Origin of the sequence: Gloeocapsopsis sp. IPPAS B-1203 (genome assembly GCF_002749975.1) — a bacterium.
GTDB lineage: Bacteria > Cyanobacteriota > Cyanobacteriia > Cyanobacteriales > Chroococcidiopsidaceae > Gloeocapsopsis.
This window is the reverse complement of the sequence record NZ_PEIG01000017.1, coordinates 90,185-111,614: the sequence shown is the minus strand read 5'-3', so window position 1 is coordinate 111,614 and position 21,430 is coordinate 90,185. Positions and strand designations below refer to the sequence as shown.

The following is a 21,430-nucleotide window of genomic DNA, read 5'->3' as shown; positions in this document are numbered from 1 at the left end:
ATCGCTAGCTCGTATGAGTTCATATTGTCTATTCTCAAACTTTTGATACCCATCCATATCTCAATCAATAATTATGAATGACTTAAATTTTGACTTTTCACCTAATGATCTTAAAAGAACTCTACCCTAAGCATTGATTAATAATTTTCAAGCAACTACCAAAACCTAAAACGTAAGCAGTAAAGCCTGATTAGTATGATTTGAGATGGTTGCAACGAGCTAAGCCTTCTCAACTGCTGCCAACAAAAATCTATAATTGAAATTTGGATGCTGTATTCTATTGTCACCTGTAGATCGCAATGACCACTTTTAACCGCCGCTACCACATCACTACTTTTGGTTGCCAGATGAACAAAGCCGACTCAGAACGGATGGCTGGTATCCTAGAAGATATGGGCTTTCAGTGGTCAGAAGACCCAAATCAAGCAGACTTGGTACTTTATAACACTTGTACAATTCGGGATAACGCCGAACAAAAGGTTTATTCTTACCTTGGTAGACAAGCAAAGCGCAAACACGAACACCCCGAATTAACTTTGGTTGTTGCTGGATGTGTTGCGCAACAAGAAGGAGAGTCGCTACTAAGAAGAGTACCAGAACTCGATTTAGTGATGGGACCGCAACACGCTAACCGCTTACAAGACTTACTAGAACAAGTTTTTGCCGGAAATCAGATAGTCGCCACCGAACCAATTCGTATTGTTGAAGATATTACGAAGCCTCGTCGTGATAGTACGGTGACTGCTTGGGTTAATGTCATTTATGGCTGTAATGAACGTTGTACTTATTGCGTAGTTCCGAATGTACGCGGTATTGAACAATCGCGATCGCCAGAAGCAATTCGCGCGGAGATGGTAGAACTAGGTCAGCAAGGCTTTAAAGAAGTTACTTTGCTAGGACAAAACATTGATGCTTACGGGCGCGATTTACCAGGTACAACACCAGAAGGACGTCATCTGCATACATTAACTGACTTGTTGTACTACGTACATGACGTACCAGGAATTGAACGCCTACGGTTTGCGACAAGTCACCCGCGTTATTTCACTGAACGCTTAATTCGTGCTTGTGCAGAGTTACCTAAGGTGTGCGAACACTTCCATATTCCTTTTCAATCAGGCGATAACGAAGTTTTAAAACAAATGTCGCGGGGTTATACGCAAGAGAAATATCGACGGATTATTGATACAATTCGGCGGTATATGCCTGATGCTTCAATTAGTGCAGATGCCATTGTAGGTTTTCCTGGAGAAACTGAAGCACAGTTTGAAAATACGCTCAAGCTGGTGGATGATATTAGCTTCGATCACTTGAATACTGCTGCGTATTCTCCTCGTCCAGGTACGCCAGCCGCTTTATGGGACAATCAACTCAGTGAAGAAGTTAAAAGCGATCGCCTACAGCGTCTCAATCACCTAGTTGCTATTAAAGCAGCAGAGCGTTCTCAGCGTTATCTCGATCGAATTGAAGAAGTCCTCGTTGAAGATCAAAACCCCAAAGATCCTACGCAAGTAATGGGGCGCACGCGTGGTAATCGCTTAACTTTCTTTCCTGGAAATATTGCTGAACTTAAAGGTAAGCTAGTACAGGTAAAAATTACTGAAGTACGTGCTTTTAGCTTGACGGGTGAAGTTGTGGTACGGCAACCGGTCACAATTTGACTACATTAGAAATCATTTAGGTCAGGTAATAGGTAATGGGTAATTGGGAAGTATTTAGCATCAAATTAAAGCTAATAGCTAATCACCAATTACTAACTTTTAAGCGATCTGATGTTAAACAAGTTGCAGGGTATTGCAGTATGAAAATTCGTTTTCATCAAGAACCTACACGAGGACGGCAGAATAAATGCCTAGTTTGTGGTTGCCTTTACAATCTCAAAACAGCAAGAGCATCAGTGTATAGTAACCAAGGTATAGAGTATGGCGACATTTGCCCTGATTGTCTAGCATTAGGCGCACAAGGAATTAAATCGCGGCTACAATCGAATATTCAACGGCTACGAGAATTTGCTGATGAACTTGAAGCCCTTTCATGCGAACAAGTCCACTTACCTGAATTAGAAGCTGAATTTAGCGTTTATCGCAATCGCATGTCACCTTGAGTTGTGAGGAGTGGCTAGTAAATGGTTTTGAATTTTGAATTAAAGGAGTTTTTCTTAACTCAACACTTCACGACTCTCTCAAGCTCCTCAGCTTTATAATTTCCCTAGCCTCTGACCTCTGACCTCTGACCTCTCTTATGATACGCTATTGCCCAATGAGGAGCACCTAAAGGTAAATAGCAGATGAGCAAATTGCGAGTAGGATTATTGTTTGGTGGTCGTTCGGGAGAACACGAAGTTTCGATTAGTTCAGCACGGGCGATCGCACAAGCGATTTTATCAGATCAAAATGCCCAGAAATACGAACTACTACCGTTTTATCTTCAAAAAGATGGGCGTTGGCTTCCTGGAGAAATTGCCCAACAAGTGCTTACCTCTGGTACTCCTTTGCAACTCAATGAATCAAATACCCAATCACACAACCAAACATCGCTACCGATTCCAACATCTCCTGATTTACTCTCTTCTTCCTCTACGCCAGTTACAGATGTAGATGTTTGGTTTCCTATTCTTCATGGTCCTAATGGTGAAGATGGCACAATACAAGGATTGTTGCAATTAATGCAAGTTCCCTATGTAGGATCTGGGGTACTAGGTTCGGCAATGGGTATGGATAAAATTGCTATGAAAATGGCATTTGCCCAAGCTGGATTACCACAGGTTAAATATATGGCAATTAACCGCGCTCAAGTATGGTCTAATCCTTGTATATTTCCCAAATTATGCGACCAAATTGAAGCAACCCTTGGTTATCCCTGTTTTGTGAAACCAGCAAATTTAGGCTCCTCAGTAGGTATTGCCAAAGTGCGATCGCGTAGTGAATTGGAAACTGCCCTAGACAATGCTGCTAGCTACGATCGGCGGTTGATTGTGGAAGCAGGAGTTGTGGCTCGCGAACTTGAATGTGCTGTGTTAGGAAATGATAACCCTAAAGCTTCCGTTGTCGGAGAAATTACATTCGCGAGTGATTTTTACGACTATGAAACGAAATATACTGCGGGGAAAGCAAACTTATCAATCCCTGCACCTGTACCCGAATCTGTTTCTGCTGCAATTCAAGAAATGTCACTCCAAGCTTTTGCAGCTGTGGATGCAGCGGGTTTAGCAAGAGTTGATTTCTTCTATGTCGAAGCCACTGGAGAAGTTTTAATCAATGAAATTAATACGTTACCTGGCTTTACTGCAACAAGTATGTATCCGCAAATGTGGGAAAAAAGTGGTGTTCCTTTTGCTGAATTAGTCGATCAACTAATTCAATTGGCGTTAGAACGACATGGTTAGTGACTAGTGGGAGTGTAGGAGTGTGGGTAATAGAGTTTTGAGTTTTGAGTTTTGTTAGCGTAGCGGTGCCTTAGCACATTTTGAATTGAAGAAAGTTTTATAACTCATAACTCAACACTCAACATTCATAACTCTCTTAGTCTTCCCGCCTACCCGCACACCCAGTCACCTCAACTTTCCCAATTCCCGATCGCTAACCTCCAGATCTATTAGATAATTAAAAACAAAACAGGGTGTACGCCTCTGAAATTAGCTATGGACGACAATCAGAGTACACAGCAGTCCTCACAACAACGTAGTAACTTACAGCTAGCTCGTGCGAGACGCCGATCCTCGGCAAAATCCTCAGCTTTGAGTTCACTATTTGCCCTGTTGCTATCACCTTGGCTGCTTTGGCCTTTGCTATGGTTAATATTACTTCTAATCGCTACTCTTTCGATTTTCAGTTTGACTTTTACTGGCTTTGTTGATCGCGTAGATCCTGTACCATTGGTGGCTCCGACACCTGAAACAGCAACTTCAGGCAGCGATCGCATTGCTATATGGGTAGTTGGTGCTATTGTTGCTTGTGCTGCTGGATATGGAGTCGTCTTCCGACAACTACAAGGTTCATCGTCGCAACCAAAACGTCAACGCCGTCAACGCCGAACGCGCAAGAGACTACCACGAATTAGTCCTCGTGTAGAAACCAGTGTCGTTGAACCAACTATCTCGGTACCTCCTCCTAAACCATCTGTCAAAGTTACAGAATCAGTTGAACCTCCTCCCGTTGCCAAGATTAGAGAACCACAAATCTCCGAACCTCCTACTGCAGAAGTCAAAGACACTATCCCAATATCAGATAGTCATGGTAGTAGTGAAGATCCCAGAGTGACTATCTTGCCACCAGAAGAACTCCAAGCGGTGGATGTTGAAAAAGTATCGTTAGCAGAAATGATGGATATTCGCAAGCACCGTCCCTTGTCTTCTATTTTGGGTAAAACTTATGATGAATAAATCACAGATACCCTTCAACTAAAGTCGCGGCTACTCAAGTAAAGTATGCCTTCGTGTACTAAGATACGATTTTTAACAGTAAGCTTACGGAGGTGGAAAGAGTCATTGAGTCGCAAACAAATTACCTCTGATCGCTGATTTGAAGTAGCGATCGCCAGTCTGCAACTGCTTTTTGATGCCATAGCCATTGGCGCTCAAGCTGCTGAGGTTGAAAATTCACTGCATCTTCTGCTAAGACTTTTTTACGGAGTTTCACAGCTTCATAAACCAATTTCGCTTGTTTATCCAACGATTGATTCTGCGCTGATTGATGTAAGACTAAGGCAAGACCAGCGTACGTTGTCAGGAGTTCGCTACTGTTGCTGGAGCTAGAATTTATCCGCTCTGGTGTAGGCGATTGATTAGCTAAATATAATGCCTCAAACCAAGCATCATTAGCCTGATGCAAGTCGTCTTGTGCGTAGTAGGCAAAGCCTAACGCATTGTAATACTTAATTTGTGGTTTTTGCTTAACAGCATCTTCCCAGTAACGACGCGCTTGTTCCATCTGTAAAGATTGCCATGCTAAACGCCCTCGGAGATACAAGATTGTATCAGTTTTAGCATAAGAAACTATATCAAGTGCTGCACGAGCATTTTGTAAATCGTTGCGATTTAGAAGTTCTTCCACCAAGTTCTGCGCAGTATTGAAGTCTCCTTGTTTAAACTTAGTGATAGCGATCGCAGTGACTTCTTGTGTACTAACAGCGTGCCAGTGGCGATGATTTAATCTACTTATTCCTAATGGTGTAAAAGATGCAGTAATTTGTCGTAATGGTTGATGTCCCCATAACAAAGTTGCGATCGCGACAAGTGCCATCATCAAAGTTCCAACTACCAAAGTAGTAAAAACGCTGTCTGATGTTTTTTGAGGCGGTGGCTCAACTTGTTGCTGGGTTGTTATTTGCGTCTCGCGTGCAGAAAATACTGCAGCATCTTCCTTTTTAGGAGTAGAAGGAGGCGATGCGGCTAGTTGACTAAAAATATCTGCAACAACAGCTGAATCTTCTGCATAAGCAGGATCGCTGTCACCATCATCTATAAATATTTCTTCCCACTCTTCCTCAGCAAGAGATTCTATCACTAACCTTCTCTCATCTTCTGATCGGATGTTATGAATAACTGAATCCCAATTCATTTGTGCTAATACATTGCTAGATGGTGCTTGTAAGCGGTTAATTCTCAGCGCAATTTGAGGATTGCTAATCAAAAAACGCTCTTCTGCATAAAGAAGTTCCCAAGGTACACTTGCTAAGTTAGCAGTGTCAATTTCTAGCGACAGTAGCAATACTACTTGCTCTTGCTGGGCAATGTTTCGTGCTGCGTTCCAGCTATTTTTAATTTTTCCTGTAAATAATGCCGAGAAAAGCTGCTTACCTAACGCAATCAATGTATATAAGTTGTAGCGATCGCTCAATGGTTCAACATTTGTGCTAATCTGTTCTGCATGAATTAACCACTCCTCTACATTCCACTCTACAACTTCTTCAGCAAGTAAGATTTTGTCTGGTACTTGTTTTGTCTGTAGTTTGTAAGTGTTATGTCCAATATAAGCTACGCAGAGGTAAAATTCTTGCGTCACAGTCGCTCCTACTTGATCTATGGATAGGGAAAGGCTCAAGAATAAAGGGTTTGTTCGCGATTTTGAATAGAAACCTCACTATTTGATGCTTGAGCATCTATATTTAGACACTGACTACTCCTTCCCTTAATTTTTATTGCCTATTTTGCTGCTTTACTCCTTAAGTGCAACGATCAATGCTTTATCTTGCTCAATTACTTAGATGTTTTTTCTGCAGATAAGGTTTCTTAATTTCAATAAGTTAATGCAAAACTAGTTTTTAACTTGATATCAAATTGGTTGTGTTCCTGATGGCTCAGCCTTGAATCAGGTTCTATATAATTAAATTCATTATTGTTTAATACTTAGAGATCATTGCCTACTACACTACTTAAAGTGACAGTAAATGTTGTCCACCCTTGATGACTATTAACATGAATTGTTCCTTGCAGATGTTCGACAAGTTTTTGAACTAAAGCAAGTCCTAAACCTGTACCTCCTTGCTGCCAGCGATCGCTTTGAGGAATGCGATAAAATTTCTCAAAGATTCTTGGTAATTGCTCAGCAGAAATTTCTGCTTGATTGCTAACCCTAAAAATTGTTTTTGTTACAGGTAGTATTTCTGTCTTTTTAGCATCTACAAAGCTTGGATTATTTTCTGGCAATTGACTATGTTGCTCAACACTTAGAACAATTTTGCCATGAGCTGAAGTATACTTACAGGCATTATTAAGTAGCTCAGCGATAATTCTCTCTAAGCTAGCACGGTCAGAAAGCAACGGCAATAAGTGAGGACGTATATCAATTTGTAAGATCTGTTGACGCTGTTCGCTACGGTTACAAAAAGGCTCAATGATTTTTGGTAACCAATCGTTTAAATGAATGGCTTCTGTGAGTACCATTGGATAAGATGCTAATTCTAGCCTTTGTAAATCGAGCAAGTCATTAATTAGCTCAGTTTCTCGCGTGCATTCTGCTTGTAAAATCTCTAAATATCGCCGACTGCGCTCTGTATTGTTAGAAACAGACAGCATTTGAATTGCCATTTTCATATTAGCGATCGGAGTACGCAACTCATGTGAAACTGTACTCAAAAAATCGTCTTTGAGTTGATTCAGTTTTTCTAGCTGAGCAACAAGCCTTTCTTGCTCAATTTGCTTTTGACGTGCTTCTTTTGCTTGCTTCCGTTCAGTAATATCACGAAAAACTAATACGGCACCAGTAATATTTCCTTTGTCATCCCTTATTGGTGCTGCACTATCATCAATAGGAATTGCATGACCATTTTTAGTAATAAGAAGTGTTTCTTCACTAATGCCAACCGTTGTTCCTTTTTGTAATGCTTGGACAACGGGACTATCTATTTTTTGGCGAGTGACTTCATGGGTAATATTAAATATCTCTGCTGCATCTTTACCGCAAGCTTCTTCATGCTTCCAGCCTGTTAGATCTTCAGCGACAGGATTCATAAAAGTGACAGCACCACAAGCATCGCTAGTAATAACAGCATCTCCAATACTTTTCAGTACTGTTGCTAACCATTGTTCACTTTGTTTCAGTTTTTTTTCAATTTGATGCTTTGTGAGCGTAATTTCAATAGTTGTCTTGAGTTCTTTTTCTTTAAAAGGTTTTAATATATAGCCAAATGGTTCAGTTAATTTAGCTCTTTCTAATGTACTATCATCCGCATTAGCTGTTAAATAAACTATCGGAATATTTAAATTTTGATAAATTAGTTGTGCTGCTTCAATTCCATCAATTTCTCCTTTTAAGCGAATATCCATAAGGACTAAATCAGGAGTTTTTTCTGCTGCCTTCTTGATGGCTTCATTTCCAGATGAGATCACAGCAACAACATTGTATCCGAATTTAGTTAGCCGATTTTGTATATCTTTGGCAACGAGAAGCTCATCTTCTACAATTAAGATATTTGCCTGACCCATTGTGGTTATTTATTAACCTTAAATAATTGTTAACATTGAAACTTGATTTGAAACTCTGTGCCATTATTACTATTAATCTTAAGGCTACCTTCCAGTTGTTGAGTCAAAGCAGCTACAATTTGTAGTCCTAAGGAATCAGTATTATTTGGATCAATATATTGTGGTAATCCTACACCATCGTCTCTAATATTGAGGTAATATTGCTCGTTAATCGTATACATTTCAATATAGATATTACCTTTTTTATAGTTTGGAAAAGCATGTTTGAGGGAATTAGAAATTAATTCATTTATAATCAAGCCACAAGGAATAGCAACATCCAAGCAAAGAAGAATATTTCCAATATTTAAATGTAAATTAATTTGTTGAGAGTTAACATCGTAAGAACTAAATAAGTTTGCTACTAAATTTTGAATATAGTCTACTAAGTCAATTTTTGCTAAGTCTTCAGATTGATATAATTGCTCGTGAATCAAAGCCATTGAAGCTACGCGATTTTCCCCTGCTTTTAAAATTCCTAGAGTTTGTTGATCTTCAATATATCCTGACTGTAAACTCAAGAGGCTAGAAATAATTTGTAGATTGTTCTTAACACGGTGATGAATCTCCTTAAGCAAAACTTCTTTTTCTGCAAGTGAAGCTTGAATTTGATCGGAAATGTGTTTTTGCTCAGTAATGTCTCGTAAAACACCACTTACACGTATTGCTTGCCCTGCAACATCACAACTAACCCTTCCTGTGTTAGCCATCCAACGGATTGAACCATCAGGGCGGACAATGCGAAACTCTACGCTGTAAAGATTTCTGTTGGCTAAAGTATTATGAAGCTCTTGCAGCACGCGATCGCGGTCTACAGGATGGATTAAAGTGAAAAATTCGGTTGCATTGTTGAGTTGTGTATTTGGCGGAAGTCCAATGACGCCATCTGCGTTGTCTGACTGACTAATTTCATCGGTGAGGACATTCCAATCCCACGCTAACATATCAGCAGCATTCAGCGCAAAGCGTAACCGCTCCTCACTTTGTCGTAGTGACTCCTCGATGCGCCGACGCTCATAAATTTCTGTTTTTAACTCTTCGTTAGCTTTTGCAAGTTCTGCTGTGCGATTTTTAACTCTCAGTTCTAACTCATCATGCGCTTGTTTCAAAGCGAGTTCTGCGCGATCGCGTTCTTGTTGCGCATAAGCATTTTTAATAATAATTGAAAGATACTGAGTAATGACAATTAGTGTTCCAATTTCATGATTACTCCATTTTCTTTGCTGCGAAGCGTCAAAGCACAACAAACTCATCAAGTCTTCTGAATGCTGTAATGGCACGTCAACAAAGGCTCGAATCCCGTAAGTACAGAATAAAGCACGATTTTGGTTAGAAAAGCGCGAGTCTTCCATAATATCTTCTACCACAACGGGTGCATTCATCTGTATTGCTTGAAGATATTGCGGCATCATATTCAAATCGAAAGTGATTCCCTGAAGTGGTGGTAATCCTTCTGGTTCTAGAGAATGAACAACAGTTAAATGACCACTTTGATCAATTGTTGAGTAAGCAATTCGTAGCGTAGGAAAACACTCACCAATTTGTCTAACAGTACGTTTAATAATCTGCTCTACCGACATACCCAACATCATTGCTGTTGAGATACTGTTAATGAGTTGAAGACGAGTTTGACTATCTAATAGAGCTTCTTCAATCTGCTGACGTTCAATAATTTCGCTGTGTAACTGTTCGTTAGCATTACGTAATTCACATGTGCGATTTTGAACTCTCAGTTCTAATTCTTCATTAGCTTTTTGCAAAACGACTTCTACTTCATGATGAGCTGTAAAGTCCTGAATAACTTTAGCAAAACCACGCAAACGACCTTCTTTGTCACGTAAGGCTGTTATGACGCTATTTGCCCAGAACCACGTACCATTACTCCGAATATGCCAATATTGTCCTTCAGTACGTCCTTGTGCGATCGCTTGTTCTATCTCTTGTTGTGGTTTTCCACTATTAATATCTTCGATGGTAAACAGCAAAGAAAAATGTTTTCCTAGAATGTCTCCTTCTTGATATCCAAATAAGTTTTCTGCTCCCACATTCCAACTAACAATATTGGCATTAACGTCGAGCATAAAAATTGTATAGTCTCCAACACTTTCGACAAATAGACGAAAGCGCTCTTCACTCTCTTGCAAAACTTCCTGATAAAGTAAGGCTTCTATCTTATTTGTTTCAGCTTGTTTTTTAGCAGTATTCAACTGTGCAACGACATGAGTAATTGCAGTTCCCTCAAAGACAAACAAGCCTAGGCGAAAGCCAAATCCTACACCATCAACAAAAAAAGAGTGAAAAGGTGGAATAAGAAAATAATCAGCACTTAAAGCTGCTAAACCTGTTGCGAGGAACCCTGTATGTTTGCCACCATACCAAGTACTGGTAACGATCGCAAAGAAAAATAACAAGAAAGGACTTTCGTCATTAATGATTGGCGTCAGTAGCAGCTTGATGATGAGAGTGATGGCTACAGTCCCTAATGCAACGCTATATTGCTCCCAGTCAAAACGCTTTTTTCTCCAATTACTAACGTTCATGGCGTTAATCCTGAATAGCACAACTAACAAATTGTGTTAGAAGTAGCTGTATGCAGCTTGGAATCTCTGGTCAGTTTAGGTGATTGTTCTAAAGTTTGTTTTAGAGTACTCATTTCCCACCACCGACTGCTCTGCATAAAAGTGCGGTTTGATAACAATTTTTTCTCCCCATATTTATTTCATTTTGTTTCATTAAGCATATCTACATGATTGAATTATTTTGAGCGTGAATCCTCTGAAGTGGCTGGGCTACGCGCAAAAAATTGATTTTAATTTGTCAGTACCTTTTCTCTTGCAAAGAGTCTTTTTTTGTGTTAGACGCTTATCATGGTAAGTGACGCTGCGGTTATTTTGTGAGTAAATCTTGTTAAGCGTTAATAAAGTATGCAAGTGTTACCTTGCTCTTATATAAAAACAGGAATATCTACATTGCCGTCATTCATCAAATATCAATTAAAACATTTGATTTAACGTACAAGTATTATGCAATTTAAAAATGCTAGGTTGCTACAAAACACAAACTAGCTCAGTATCCTAAATTCTTTTAGCCAATATTTTTTAGGATAAGTTTCTTAAGTGTATATTAATGCTGCTGAGAATTTTTCTACTTTTTACTCAAGAGTGACTCATCGTAGTGTGCCAACAAGTCAGCAGGATCATCATAAATTTCTTGAACTCCTTCAAGTTGTGCATCTTCAAACCCACCACAACGCACTGCAATCATTCCAATACCAGCAGCACTTGCTGCTTGAACATCGTAAGGTGTATCTCCTAGCATCACAACCTCGTTAGGTTGCACCTTTAGTTTACTTAATGCAGCTTCTACAATGTCTGGTTCAGGTTTAGAAGCTTCAGCATCACTTGATGTTGTTGCTTCATCAAGTAAATCGTCTACTTTTGCAGCTTTAAGTAAAATTTCTAACTCTTGACTTGTAGCAGAACTAGCAATAATTAACTTTAATCCTTGCTGCTTCATGCGCTGTATTAATTCTCTTGCCCCAGAGGCAGCTTGTAGCTTGGGTCCATATTTCTGGAGAATAAGTTCTTTACGCCGCTCGGAAACCTTTTTCCCATCGCCCTCTTCTTTATTGAGTCCTGGTACCATGCGCGGTATCACTTGATCGCCACCCATACCAATTAATGGTCGAACTTGTTCAAATGCTATGTGGTAGCCAAAGGCTTCAAATGCGTCAACCCAAGATTGTGCATGAGCATCATTGCTTAGTACTAATGTACCATCAACGTCTAAGATTACTGCTTGCACCATGTAAAATCTCCTGTTAGCACCATGTAAACTTTTTATACTTCAAATTACCTATTTCACAAACTCATTTACATACCCTAATGTGCAGAATTAAGGAGTGCTAAATCTGCTACCTAAGACGTATAAAATAAATAACTTAATTCATTCTGTGTTACGTCTTGAATCAAGATCAAATCTGAGAGAGGATACAAATAATGGAGCGAGCTGTTATTAAGTTTTCGTCAGAGGACTGTGGAATTTGTCATAAAATGTCGTTTTATGACCAAAAGGTAAGTGAAGAACTAGGGTTGCAGTTTATTGACGTTAAGATGCAGGATACGGCAACTTATCGTAAGTATCGTAAAATTCTGCTAACACAGTATCCTGATAAGGCTGAGATGGGATGGCCGACTTATTTAATCTGTGATTCTCCAGAAGGCGAATTCAAGATCTTAGGCGAAGTGAAAGGCGGTCATCCCAAGGGAGAATTTAGAAATAAACTGCAAGCGGTGTTGGATGCAAGTGATTAGTGTAATCGTTAGTGGTTAGAAGAGTAATAAGTAGCACTAGCAACTGAATAAACAACGGTCTGGTTATTCAACTAGAGACATCTGTCTCACGACTCGCTTACAGTTTCAAACGATCGCACTTCTAGGACAGGTCCAATCATGGCAATCGTCATGACATCTTCGCGGATTTGTCCTGTAACTTTGACTTTTTTTCCTGGTTGGAGTAAGTCTTTGGGGGCATTATGAACTTCATAGGTTGTACCATCGTCTGTTGATAGCGCCCACGCTCCAGCACCCATGTCACTTCGTTGTATTGTCCCTGTAACAGTAATACTCATGTTGCTTGCTCCTCTTTGACGGCTAACAGTGCTAGGCTGTAACACATTAAAGCATTGATGAATAGAAATATGCGGGCGATCGCACCGCTACCCAATCCCCAAACCGCAGGTGAAACAACAGCATTTACACCTAAACACGCTGCAACGCCTAAAGCTGTACCAATTGCAAACCACTTCCACATAGGTTTATTTAAGAGGAAGGCAACTAGGATAAAGGGAATAAGTACACTAGCAAAGAGCGGATTTAAAATACTGTTACCTGCGATCGCATTACCAATTTCCGGAATTGAACTGCCCATAACGCGGAAGGGAACTTGGGGAAAGTCAAAGATGTAGAATCCGCGCAGAAAGAATAACCCTGAACTACCTGCAACTAACCCACCTGATAATGACCAACTCCAAGTAAACGGGAAGTAAACGCGGAGAAACCATGCAAGGAGATAAGAACCCAAAACCATTGCTAGTTTGGGTAGTAGTGCCACCGCACCACCATCAATCCAAAATCGCGGATTGAGATAGCCATTGTCACGCAACCACCGGAAAAAGTCTTGAAAACTGATTTGTCCGCGTACCGCTAGTTTAACTGCAGCTGCCGCATCGAGTTGTCCTGCACCATAATGGTTTAACGTATCATTTTTAACGCGCATTGCGGATTTTTTCAAGACATTGAGAACTTGATCGGGTTCTTTCATGCCAGTGGCTTTCACTAACGCTGCAACACCTGCAACGTGAGGGGCTGCCATACTTGTTCCTTGAAAAGAAACAAACATTGCTTGTCCATCAGAATTAATTGTTTCTTGCAAAATTCCGCCTGCACCGGTACCCACACCACCAGGTGCAGAAATATCAACACCTGCACCAAAGTTAGAATAAGGTGCTTTTTCACCCGCAGGATCGAGGGCGGCAACGCCAATGACATGGGGATAACGTGCTGGATACGAAGCTGCATTTTTGTTGGCGTTCCCAGCAGCTGCAATAATGACGACACCTTGACGATGTGCATAGGCGATCGCATCTTTAAGTAAGTGACTATCACCGCCACCACCTAAACTCATATTAATCACATCAGCATTATGGTCAGCCGCAAATTTAATGGCTTCGGCAATATCGGCAACTGTTCCACCACCAAAGGCACTTAACACTTTTAAGGGCATCACATTTGCTTCATAAGCAATACCTGCAACACCATAATTGTTGTTTGTAGATTGGGCAATTGTGCCTGCGACGTGCGTTCCATGTCCGCTGTCATCTGTAACCGTTTCACGGTTGTTTACAAAGTCGTAACCCCGTACAAACTTGGTTTGCTTTAAATCAGGAACCGGAGAAACACCAGTGTCAATCACTGCAACGGTAACGCCGCTACCTTTAGTTTCATCCCATGCTGACTCAACTTTAATACTGCGTAAATTCCACTGTTTGTTATATTCTGGGTCGTTAGGAACTTCTAAAGCTTTATAAATGTAGTTCGGTTCAATATATTCGGTAGACTTAGCAACAGGAGATTTCTGAAGTGCTTTGAGTGTGGCGCGATCTCCCTTGACAATATACACATTATCTGGTTTAGAAAAGATACTATTTAATTGGGGGGCGAGATTAAATTGTTGGGCGATCGCACTAAGTTGATTGTCAATTTGGAATATGGGAATATCTTCCCGAAAGTCCAGCACGATCTCCTCAAATTCACCCTGACTTGCTAAGCCCTTAAAGTTGAACAAGCCAAAACATAGTCCAATTAAAACCAAGCCTACTAATAAAAGTTTTTTCATATCATCCTTCGGCACTAGTTTACTAATCAACATAACGTATGTACTGTCGCTAGTGCCTTGATGTTGCAAGATAGTTACAGTGTGACTAGATCACTTATTAAGTATAAATACGGAAACTTGAATTATGGAACGGGGAATTTTATGGCTAGCACTGCTAGGGGTTTTTATTTGGTTAGCTTGGCAAGGTAAAAACGAATATCAAAAAGTAGAAAACTATCGAGTTTGGGCTGAACAATTTGAGCGTGCTAAATACGATATTTATGCAGTTTTGGGTCAACAAGGAACTGACTTAACTTGGGGAAAGCCAACTCAAAAAGGGCTTATTGAATTACAAACTTTTTCCTTAAAAGACGTTCAATTAATTCAATTAGTAGTTGACAAACAACCTATAAATATGAATGACTTACCGCGTAAAGGTCGCGAGGTTGCCTTAGAATTTCTGCTACCATCAACACGAATACATATCCCATTTACAGAAATTCCTCTAGCCGCAGAATGGGGCAAGTTTTTACAACAGGAATTACAACGTTTGCAATTAGAACCAAGTAACTAAAAAACGCGTCAATTTATTTTGAGAAAGCTTAGTTACGAAGAAGAGGTCAGTGATCTTTTTTATCTACAGTCTGCGATCGCATCCTTAAAAAAGAAATACAAATAATTGCTCAATTGCTTGCTGCCTGATTCGTTCACGAAGATGGACTTTGTTTGTCTAGTCGCTAGCATCTTTGAGATTTAATACTATGAAGATCGTTACCTTATTGAGCATTATATGGCTATTAAACGCTTGTAATTCACAGATAATCTCGCAAGCTAACAATACTAACTCTTGTCCACGACCTACACAAGTCGGTTTACAAAAAAGTTCTCAAGGCTACTTTAACTATTCTGATTTTCAGCCTCGTAATATTGTTACAGATACCAATACAATAAACTTTCAAACAGCAAAATATGACTTTATATTTTGTCGTGCTAACAGCAGTTGGACTGTTCAATCAGGAACTTTACCTAGCAATTTACAACCACCACAAAACTACTCGGAAGCAGCAAAAGAAATAGTTAATCCATCATTTAAATCTGTTAATGTTGATGAACGAGCATATCAATATCGCGTACTGCTAGAACCGAATTATACTCTGAGTGAAGACGATTTATTATCTCGTCCGGAGGTATTACCAGAAGACGACAAAGTTATATTTGAATTAGTTACTCCTGATCAGCAACCTCAGCAAAAAATACTATATACACTCAAAGATTTGCAGGAATCTGCTATTCGGAACGGATATTCAAGTACTGGCACCAAATTAGGAATACCACAAATAACGGCTGCGGTGAGTAATGGACAGCGGATTTGGTGGGCGATCGCATTTGAGCAAGGTGAAGGTAATAATGGTATCACCACAATTGTCAGCTACGAACCACAAACAGATCAATTTACATTATTTCAACCACAGGAAATTGCTTCACAGCAGATTACAGACTTAGTCGTTACTGGCGATGCAGATGCTCCTACACTATGGTTAGGAACAAAGATTAGCGGAGAGGGTAATCCTCATATTCCTGCGCATGGGCTAGTTACTTACCGCCCAGATTTAGCAAATCCCGATTCGGGTAGTCTCAATGCTTATACTGTCCATAATAGCCCGCTTGTAGGAGCAATTCCTACACAGCTTGAAGTAGCAGGCGATACGCTGTGGGTAGGGACAGGAAATGGTGTTTGTCAACTACAGTGGCAAGCTAGTGAAAATCTTGATCGCTGGTTGTGTTGGCGGTTTGCATTAATGGCTAAACTGCCTGCAGAAGTACCAATTTATCGCGGATTGCTAGAAAAAACTCCGGCAGCGACATTATCTAATAGCCAAGATGAAGCAGTGGAAGTTTTGTGGTCGCATCCTCTCGATTATCAAACACGTCAAAGTCGCTATGAAGTTCGCTATGAACCAGGCTTTACTATAACGCTTGATGAAGGTGTGAGAACTGCGCAATTTCCTCAGTTGATTCCACCAGGAAAACCTACAATTGATTGGGCAGGTTCAGAATGGCATTGGCATGGCGATCGCTTTGTACGCGGTTGGGATGAAGTTGCACACAATGAATTTGGTGGTGGTCCTCGTGGAATTACCACAAGTATGATTGTAGAACCAAATCGTCCTAGTAATTTCAATACAGTACGTGGCGATCTAGAACTAACAGAGATTTCTGATAATACTACAACTCTAAAATATTACTCTGGGTGGGTAGAAGAAAACCTACTGAATCCTTACTTAACAGTTGTACCGCAAGCAAAACAAACGCAACCTAATCCATTAACATCAAGTACTTCTCCCAACTAACTTTGCAATAGCAACAACTAGCTTGACTGGTTCAATAGGTTTAGTGGCATAAAGTTGAAATCCTGCCGCTAAAGCCCGTTGGCGATCCTCATCTCTTGCATAAGCAGTGAGTGCGATCGCAGGTATATTTCTACCACGTTCTGGTGTTAATGTCCTAATTTTTTGAATCAGACTATAACCATCTTGTTGCGGCATACCAATATCACTAACAAGTATATCTGGTGGCGATTTTTCTATCGCAATTAGTGCCGCATCGACAGAGGCAGTTTCTTGCACTTGTGCGCCATATTCTTCTAGAACCGTAGTCACATAATCGCGAATATCAGCCTCATCATCAACGATAAGGATGCGCAATCCTGTCAGGTGATTTCTGGCAGTGGTAAATGATGACACGACATCCTGCTGGTTTGTTACCTGATGGTTAGATAATGGCAGTTCAACAGTAAAAGTGGCTCCTTGTCCTTCACCAGCACTAGTAACATAAACTGTACCGTGATGCAGTTCGACTAACTGGCGGACAATCGCAAGTCCCAAACCTAAACCACCTTCTTTTCGGCTAGTTGTGCTATCAGCTTGACGAAACCGATCAAAAACAAATGGTAGAAAATCGGCACTAATGCCTATACCTGTGTCGCTAACAGAAATCCGAACGATAGAATCAATAAGTTGCGATCGCACTACGATCTGCCCACCATTCGGAGTAAATTTAATCGCATTAGAAAGTAAATTCCAAATCACCTGTTGTAACCGTGCAAAATCCCCACGAACAAGAATAGATGAAGATGCTTCGACTACACTCAATAACTCAATCGACTTCGTATCGGCGGCAAGTTGTACAGTTTCAATCGCGGCAGTAATTACAGATAAAATATCAACAGTACAAACATTAAGATAAATTTTGCCGCGAATAATTCGTGAAATATCGAGTAAATCTTCAAGTAATTGTAATTGTGCTTGACCGTTACGTTCAATTGTTTCTAAAGCTCGCTCCATCGTAACCGCATCAAACTTACGAGTACGCAGTAATCTAGCCCACCCTAACATAGCATTCAGCGGCGATCGCAACTCATGCGAGACTATTGCTAAAAATTCATCTTTACTGCGATTTGCACTTTCAGCTTCTGTGCGTGCAGCTTGTTCGCGTGCAAGAAGTTCAGCACGTTCCTTTTCAGCTTGCTTACGCAGACTAATATCCCGCGCCACGACTTGTGCTGCTAGGTTTCCAGAATACACAAAAGGGAAAGCAGCTACTTCGACATCTACTACACTACCGTCTAACCGGACAAATTTTTCTTCAATAAATGGTGCAGATTTTCCCGTTTTGAGTTTTTGAATTCGTTCTTGGGCAATTTCTTGGCTTTCTGAGTGAATAAAATTGAACACTGGTTGACCAATTAATTGCTCTACATTATCAGCACCAAGTAGTTTTACTCCGGCACTGTTAGCAAATACAAACTTACCCTCACATTGCACAAAAAGCGTATCTGGCAATAACTCTACCAATTTACGGTATCGTTCTTCACTTTCTCGCAGTACTTCTAAATTCCGTTGTCGTTCTGCCAGAATTGCTTGACGTTCCGCGCGAGTTTGCCGTTCTTGTTTGACTTTCTCTGCATAGTTACGAAAAAATTCTATTAATCTTGGTTCCTCAGTCACTAGAGAGCTAAGATTATCTAATACGCGTTTATCGGCTTCATAAGAAACCTCAGGATTAGCTTCTGCCCATACATGACAAGTTTTTACATAGGCAACAAATGCAACTAAGTGTTGATAGCTGCTTGCTCCCAAGATTTGGCGTAGCTGAGTGCGGTAGGTTTCTGCCGCTTCTCCTTCCAAAAAGATAAATATGGCGCAAATCAGTAAACTTTCTTCTAGTGGTGAGTTTGCTTCAGGTAAAACATTCAACTCGGCGTACGTAGCTAAGATCTGCAGATGAGATTCAATTTCTTCCACATTTGGAGGTGGAGTTTCCAATAGCTGCAATACTTCCTCAGCTTTCATTCCTAAAGGACGTAGAGTACAGCTATGACAAATCATACAGTAAGGAACAGTACAAAAGCGCGATAAGTAAGCACTCAGCTTTTCCTTAAAAACCGCAGACAGAGGATTATGAATATAGGCAATGAGTGTTTGCTGCCACAAATTTTCCAACACCTGTGAATTATGCAGTGCTGGACTAAAGAATGGTGGAAAAAAACCAAACTTTTCCTCAATCTCTGCCTGAATTTGCTCGCTAGTGCGCATTCTCAATCTGTTGTACCATTCTTAATTTTAGTTAATTTGTCCATTTGTCTAAAAAATTCCTGCTTTTCAGTGTTTTGTCGTTCATACTCATGCGGATGCCTACTGAGGTTTTAAATTAAAAACCAACTGCCGTGCTGTGCCATCATCATTAAATCGCTGTTCGTTGACTCCCACAAGCTCAACAATCACTTCTCGCGAGGGTAAAAACAAACTTCCTTCACGTTGATTAATGGCAAAAATCACTTGATTTTCTTCGGTATTTACACTGAATTTTGTTGTTGTGTAAGCATTATCTTTGTAGGCAAAAGTGTTTCCATCATCTTCGTAGAGGGTAAATTCACCTTCACCTTGCCAAACACGTATTGTTAAGGGATCGAGCGATCGCTGATCAACATATTGCATCACAGGCTGCATCGGAATAATGGCTCCTGCCTTAACATAAAGTGGCATTTTTTCTAGTGGGGCGTGGGCAAGGATATGTGTTGGTCCCATGTAGCATTCACCACTCCACCAGTCATACCAAGTTCCTGCTGGTAAGTAGACTGCCCGATGCTCAACTCCAGGGCGATAAATTGGTGCAGCCATGAGTGAGGAACCGAGTAACACTTGGTCATGTAACGTATATGTCTGCGGATCGTTAGGAAAGTCGTAGAGTAAGGGACGTAAAATCAGTGCGCCTGTGGTTGCAGCTTGCCAAAACAACGTATAAATGTACGGTAATAACCGATAGCGTAAATTAATATACTCGCGACAAATCTTTTCTGTGCGATCGCCAAATGTCCAAGGTTCATGTTGTGCGGTTGTCAGGGCTGAGTGACCGCGCATCAAGGGATACAGCATTCCAACTTGCATCCAACGTGCAAATAATTCTGCTGTGGCATTACTAGCAAATCCACCAATATCGCATCCGACAAAGGCAACCCCTGATAAGCCCATATTGCAAAGCATCGGGAGCGACATTTCTAGATGATCCCACAATGAATGGTTGTCACCCATCCACACCGACGACCACCGCTGAATTCCTGCAAATCCTGATCGTGTCAACACAAACGATCGCTCATTCGGTCGTAACTTTTCTAACCCCTCTGCACAAGAACGCGCCATCATCGAACCATACAAGTTATGCGTCTCTGCATGAGTCACACAATCCGTTTCTTTCACCCCTCCTTGTGGTGCATCTAATGGAAACCAGATCTTCTCACCTTCATCCCCAAACGGGCGATCGTTGATTGCGGGTTCATTCATATCATTCCAAATTCCCGCAATCCCAATTTCTGTTAAGCTTTGGTGTAATTCTCCCCACCACTGACGCACATCAGCACGCATAAAATCGGGAAACACTGCCTTATCAGGCCATACATAGCCATGAAATAATTGTCCGTCGGCTTTGCGCACAAAATAATCGCGAGCAATTCCTTGATCGAAGACGTGATAGTCTGCTTCTGGTTCGTACTTCACACCAGGGTCAATGATTGTAACTGTTTTGAAGCCATCTTCTGCAAGTCCTTTGATTAACTTTTCTGGATGAGGAAACCGCTGCGGACTCCAGGTGAATACTCGATATCCCCGCATATAGTCGATATCAAGATGAATCACATCACAAGGAATTTCGCGATCGCGAAATTCTTGGGCAAGTTCTCGAACAACTGTTTCCGATTCGTAACTCCAGCGACATTGATGATAACCCAAAGCCCATTTGGGCGGTAAAGGCATTCGTCCCGTTAGCTGAGTGTAAGTATCGAGAATCTTTGCTGGTGTTGGACCATAAATAATGTAGTAATCTAATTCACCTGCGTGTGTCTCCATATGCCAAATTCCTGGCTGTGCGACACCTATATCAAAGCGACTCCAAAATGTAGTGTTAAAAAAGATGCCGTAGCCTACTTCAGGACGCAAAGCAATAAAAAAAGGAATTGCCTGATACATTTCGTCAGTCAGCGAGCCGTAATCTAACGCATCCGTTGTCCAATTCGTTTTGACTTCACTGCGTTTATCTAACAAGCCCGTACGTTCGCCAAAACCATAAAAATGCTCATCAGCCGCAATTTGCTTCCAAGCTGCTGTTGTTCCCAAGCGCCAGCCCATTCCCGCAGCATCAACCGCAAAAGGACGATTAGCTAAATCATAGCAAGCTATTTGACCATTTTCTTTTTGAACGACTACTCGCAATTGTTCAGTTTGAATCTCTACAGTAGTATCTGTCTTTTTCACCTCAAACGACGGAAGCCATGCAGTATCATCTTGGGTAACTGCCCACGATCGCCTTGATATAAACTCTCCTGTCGGTGCTAGTCGTACGCGAATTAAATTAGAGGCAAGGACATTAATCTTTAGACATGACTGACCGCAATCAAAGCGGACAGTATGACCTTCTTGCGATTCTTGTATTGCACTCAGTGTTTGCCAAGGCTGTTCGTTGCTCGGTAATTGTCCAAAGTATTGCGGCATAAAGCATTAGCAGTCTTTCCATCGGCAGTCAGTGTAAGATGAAAAAACC

At 40.8% G+C, this 21,430-nt stretch carries 15 protein-coding genes; 7 read left to right on the top strand and 8 right to left on the bottom strand.

Features of this window, described 5'->3' with window-relative positions; genetic code table 11:
- The first annotated feature begins 299 nt into the window (after window positions 1-299).
- The 4 genes from miaB (at window position 300) to CSQ79_RS23335 (ending at window position 4,381) form a co-directional block, all read left to right on the top strand.
- A complete protein-coding gene (gene miaB, locus CSQ79_RS23350) occupies window positions 300-1,661 on the top strand; it encodes a tRNA (N6-isopentenyl adenosine(37)-C2)-methylthiotransferase MiaB (RefSeq protein WP_099703506.1) in 1,362 nt (453 codons plus the stop codon).
- Between the two features lie 140 nt (window positions 1,662-1,801).
- Window positions 1,802-2,104 carry a hypothetical protein gene (locus CSQ79_RS28415; protein ID WP_289501479.1) on the top strand — a complete coding sequence of 101 codons (303 nt, stop codon included), beginning with the start codon at window positions 1,802-1,804 and terminating at the stop codon, window positions 2,102-2,104.
- 183 nt (window positions 2,105-2,287) lie between these two features.
- A complete protein-coding gene (locus tag CSQ79_RS23340; protein WP_099703505.1) occupies window positions 2,288-3,385 on the top strand; it encodes a D-alanine--D-alanine ligase family protein in 1,098 nt (365 codons plus the stop codon).
- Between the two features lie 255 nt (window positions 3,386-3,640).
- The gene (locus CSQ79_RS23335) at window positions 3,641-4,381 is read left to right on the top strand and encodes a hypothetical protein (protein WP_099703504.1); all 741 of its coding nucleotides are present in this window, start codon (window positions 3,641-3,643) and stop codon (window positions 4,379-4,381) included.
- Between the two features lie 121 nt (window positions 4,382-4,502).
- Here CSQ79_RS23335 and CSQ79_RS23330 read toward each other — a convergent pair whose 3' ends face one another.
- The 4 genes from CSQ79_RS23330 to CSQ79_RS23315 all read right to left on the bottom strand — a co-directional run bounded on the left by CSQ79_RS23330 (window position 4,503) and on the right by CSQ79_RS23315 (window position 11,770).
- The gene (locus tag CSQ79_RS23330) at window positions 4,503-6,002 is read right to left on the bottom strand and encodes a hypothetical protein (RefSeq protein ID WP_099703503.1); all 1,500 of its coding nucleotides are present in this window, start codon (window positions 6,000-6,002) and stop codon (window positions 4,503-4,505) included.
- A 344-nt stretch (window positions 6,003-6,346) separates the two neighbouring features.
- A complete protein-coding gene (locus tag CSQ79_RS23325; RefSeq protein WP_099703502.1) occupies window positions 6,347-7,924 on the bottom strand; it encodes a hybrid sensor histidine kinase/response regulator in 1,578 nt (525 codons plus the stop codon).
- 29 nt (window positions 7,925-7,953) lie between these two features.
- Complete coding sequence (locus CSQ79_RS23320; RefSeq protein ID WP_099703501.1) at window positions 7,954-10,503, bottom strand: PAS domain S-box protein; 2,550 nt, start codon at window positions 10,501-10,503, stop codon at window positions 7,954-7,956.
- Window positions 10,504-11,107: 604 nt separating this feature from the next.
- Window positions 11,108-11,770: an HAD family hydrolase gene (locus CSQ79_RS23315; RefSeq protein WP_099703500.1), complete on the bottom strand. Its 663-nt coding sequence runs from the start codon at window positions 11,768-11,770 to the stop codon at window positions 11,108-11,110.
- Window positions 11,771-11,961: 191 nt separating this feature from the next.
- Between CSQ79_RS23315 and CSQ79_RS23310 the strand changes: the two genes are divergently transcribed.
- On the top strand, window positions 11,962-12,276 hold the full coding sequence (locus CSQ79_RS23310) for a thioredoxin family protein (protein ID WP_099703499.1): 315 nt from the start codon (window positions 11,962-11,964) through the stop codon (window positions 12,274-12,276).
- 86 nt (window positions 12,277-12,362) lie between these two features.
- Here the strand turns inward: CSQ79_RS23310 and CSQ79_RS23305 are convergent, their stop codons facing one another.
- Window positions 12,363-12,593 (bottom strand): DUF5818 domain-containing protein, encoded by a 231-nt coding sequence (locus CSQ79_RS23305; protein ID WP_099703498.1) that lies wholly within the window; start codon window positions 12,591-12,593, stop codon window positions 12,363-12,365.
- The gene (locus CSQ79_RS23300; protein WP_099703524.1) at window positions 12,590-14,359 is read right to left on the bottom strand and encodes a S8 family peptidase; all 1,770 of its coding nucleotides are present in this window, start codon (window positions 14,357-14,359) and stop codon (window positions 12,590-12,592) included. The genes CSQ79_RS23305 and CSQ79_RS23300 overlap by 4 nt, the downstream gene beginning before the upstream one ends.
- A 124-nt stretch (window positions 14,360-14,483) precedes the next feature.
- Here CSQ79_RS23300 and CSQ79_RS23295 point away from each other — a divergent pair, with 124 nt between their 5' ends.
- Together CSQ79_RS23295 and CSQ79_RS23290 are read left to right on the top strand one after the other, a co-directional pair.
- The gene (locus tag CSQ79_RS23295) at window positions 14,484-14,912 is read left to right on the top strand and encodes a hypothetical protein (RefSeq protein WP_099703497.1); all 429 of its coding nucleotides are present in this window, start codon (window positions 14,484-14,486) and stop codon (window positions 14,910-14,912) included.
- Window positions 14,913-15,099: 187 nt separating this feature from the next.
- Complete coding sequence (locus CSQ79_RS23290) at window positions 15,100-16,689, top strand: hypothetical protein (protein WP_099703496.1); 1,590 nt, start codon at window positions 15,100-15,102, stop codon at window positions 16,687-16,689.
- On the opposite strand, the gene CSQ79_RS23285 is transcribed toward CSQ79_RS23290, so the two are convergent.
- Both CSQ79_RS23285 and CSQ79_RS23280 read right to left on the bottom strand, forming a co-directional pair.
- Window positions 16,669-18,933 (bottom strand): hybrid sensor histidine kinase/response regulator, encoded by a 2,265-nt coding sequence (locus CSQ79_RS23285; protein WP_099703495.1) that lies wholly within the window; start codon window positions 18,931-18,933, stop codon window positions 16,669-16,671. The genes CSQ79_RS23290 and CSQ79_RS23285 overlap by 21 nt on opposite strands.
- Window positions 18,934-19,032: 99 nt before the next feature.
- A complete protein-coding gene (locus tag CSQ79_RS23280) occupies window positions 19,033-21,381 on the bottom strand; it encodes a glycoside hydrolase family 31 protein (RefSeq protein WP_099703494.1) in 2,349 nt (782 codons plus the stop codon).
- Window positions 21,382-21,430: the final 49 nt, after the last annotated feature.

Bases quoted from the DNA above. Each gene is read 5' to 3' on its own strand.
- CSQ79_RS23295 (WP_099703497.1), top strand. From the start codon at position 14,484: ATGGAACGGGGAATTTTATGGCTAGCACTGCTAGGGGTTTTTATTTGG.
- CSQ79_RS28415 (WP_289501479.1), top strand. From the start codon at position 1,802: ATGAAAATTCGTTTTCATCAAGAACCTACACGAGGACGGCAGAATAAA.
- CSQ79_RS23280 (WP_099703494.1), bottom strand. From the start codon at position 21,381: ATGCCGCAATACTTTGGACAATTACCGAGCAACGAACAGCCTTGGCAA.
- CSQ79_RS23305 (WP_099703498.1), bottom strand. From the start codon at position 12,593: ATGAGTATTACTGTTACAGGGACAATACAACGAAGTGACATGGGTGCT.
- CSQ79_RS23325 (WP_099703502.1), bottom strand. From the start codon at position 7,924: ATGGGTCAGGCAAATATCTTAATTGTAGAAGATGAGCTTCTCGTTGCC.
- CSQ79_RS23300 (WP_099703524.1), bottom strand. From the start codon at position 14,359: ATGAAAAAACTTTTATTAGTAGGCTTGGTTTTAATTGGACTATGTTTT.
- miaB (WP_099703506.1), top strand. From the start codon at position 300: ATGACCACTTTTAACCGCCGCTACCACATCACTACTTTTGGTTGCCAG.
- CSQ79_RS23335 (WP_099703504.1), top strand. From the start codon at position 3,641: ATGGACGACAATCAGAGTACACAGCAGTCCTCACAACAACGTAGTAAC.
- CSQ79_RS23320 (WP_099703501.1), bottom strand. From the start codon at position 10,503: ATGAACGTTAGTAATTGGAGAAAAAAGCGTTTTGACTGGGAGCAATAT.
- CSQ79_RS23290 (WP_099703496.1), top strand. From the start codon at position 15,100: ATGAAGATCGTTACCTTATTGAGCATTATATGGCTATTAAACGCTTGT.
- CSQ79_RS23310 (WP_099703499.1), top strand. From the start codon at position 11,962: ATGGAGCGAGCTGTTATTAAGTTTTCGTCAGAGGACTGTGGAATTTGT.
- CSQ79_RS23285 (WP_099703495.1), bottom strand. From the start codon at position 18,933: ATGCGCACTAGCGAGCAAATTCAGGCAGAGATTGAGGAAAAGTTTGGT.
- CSQ79_RS23340 (WP_099703505.1), top strand. From the start codon at position 2,288: ATGAGCAAATTGCGAGTAGGATTATTGTTTGGTGGTCGTTCGGGAGAA.
- CSQ79_RS23315 (WP_099703500.1), bottom strand. From the start codon at position 11,770: ATGGTGCAAGCAGTAATCTTAGACGTTGATGGTACATTAGTACTAAGC.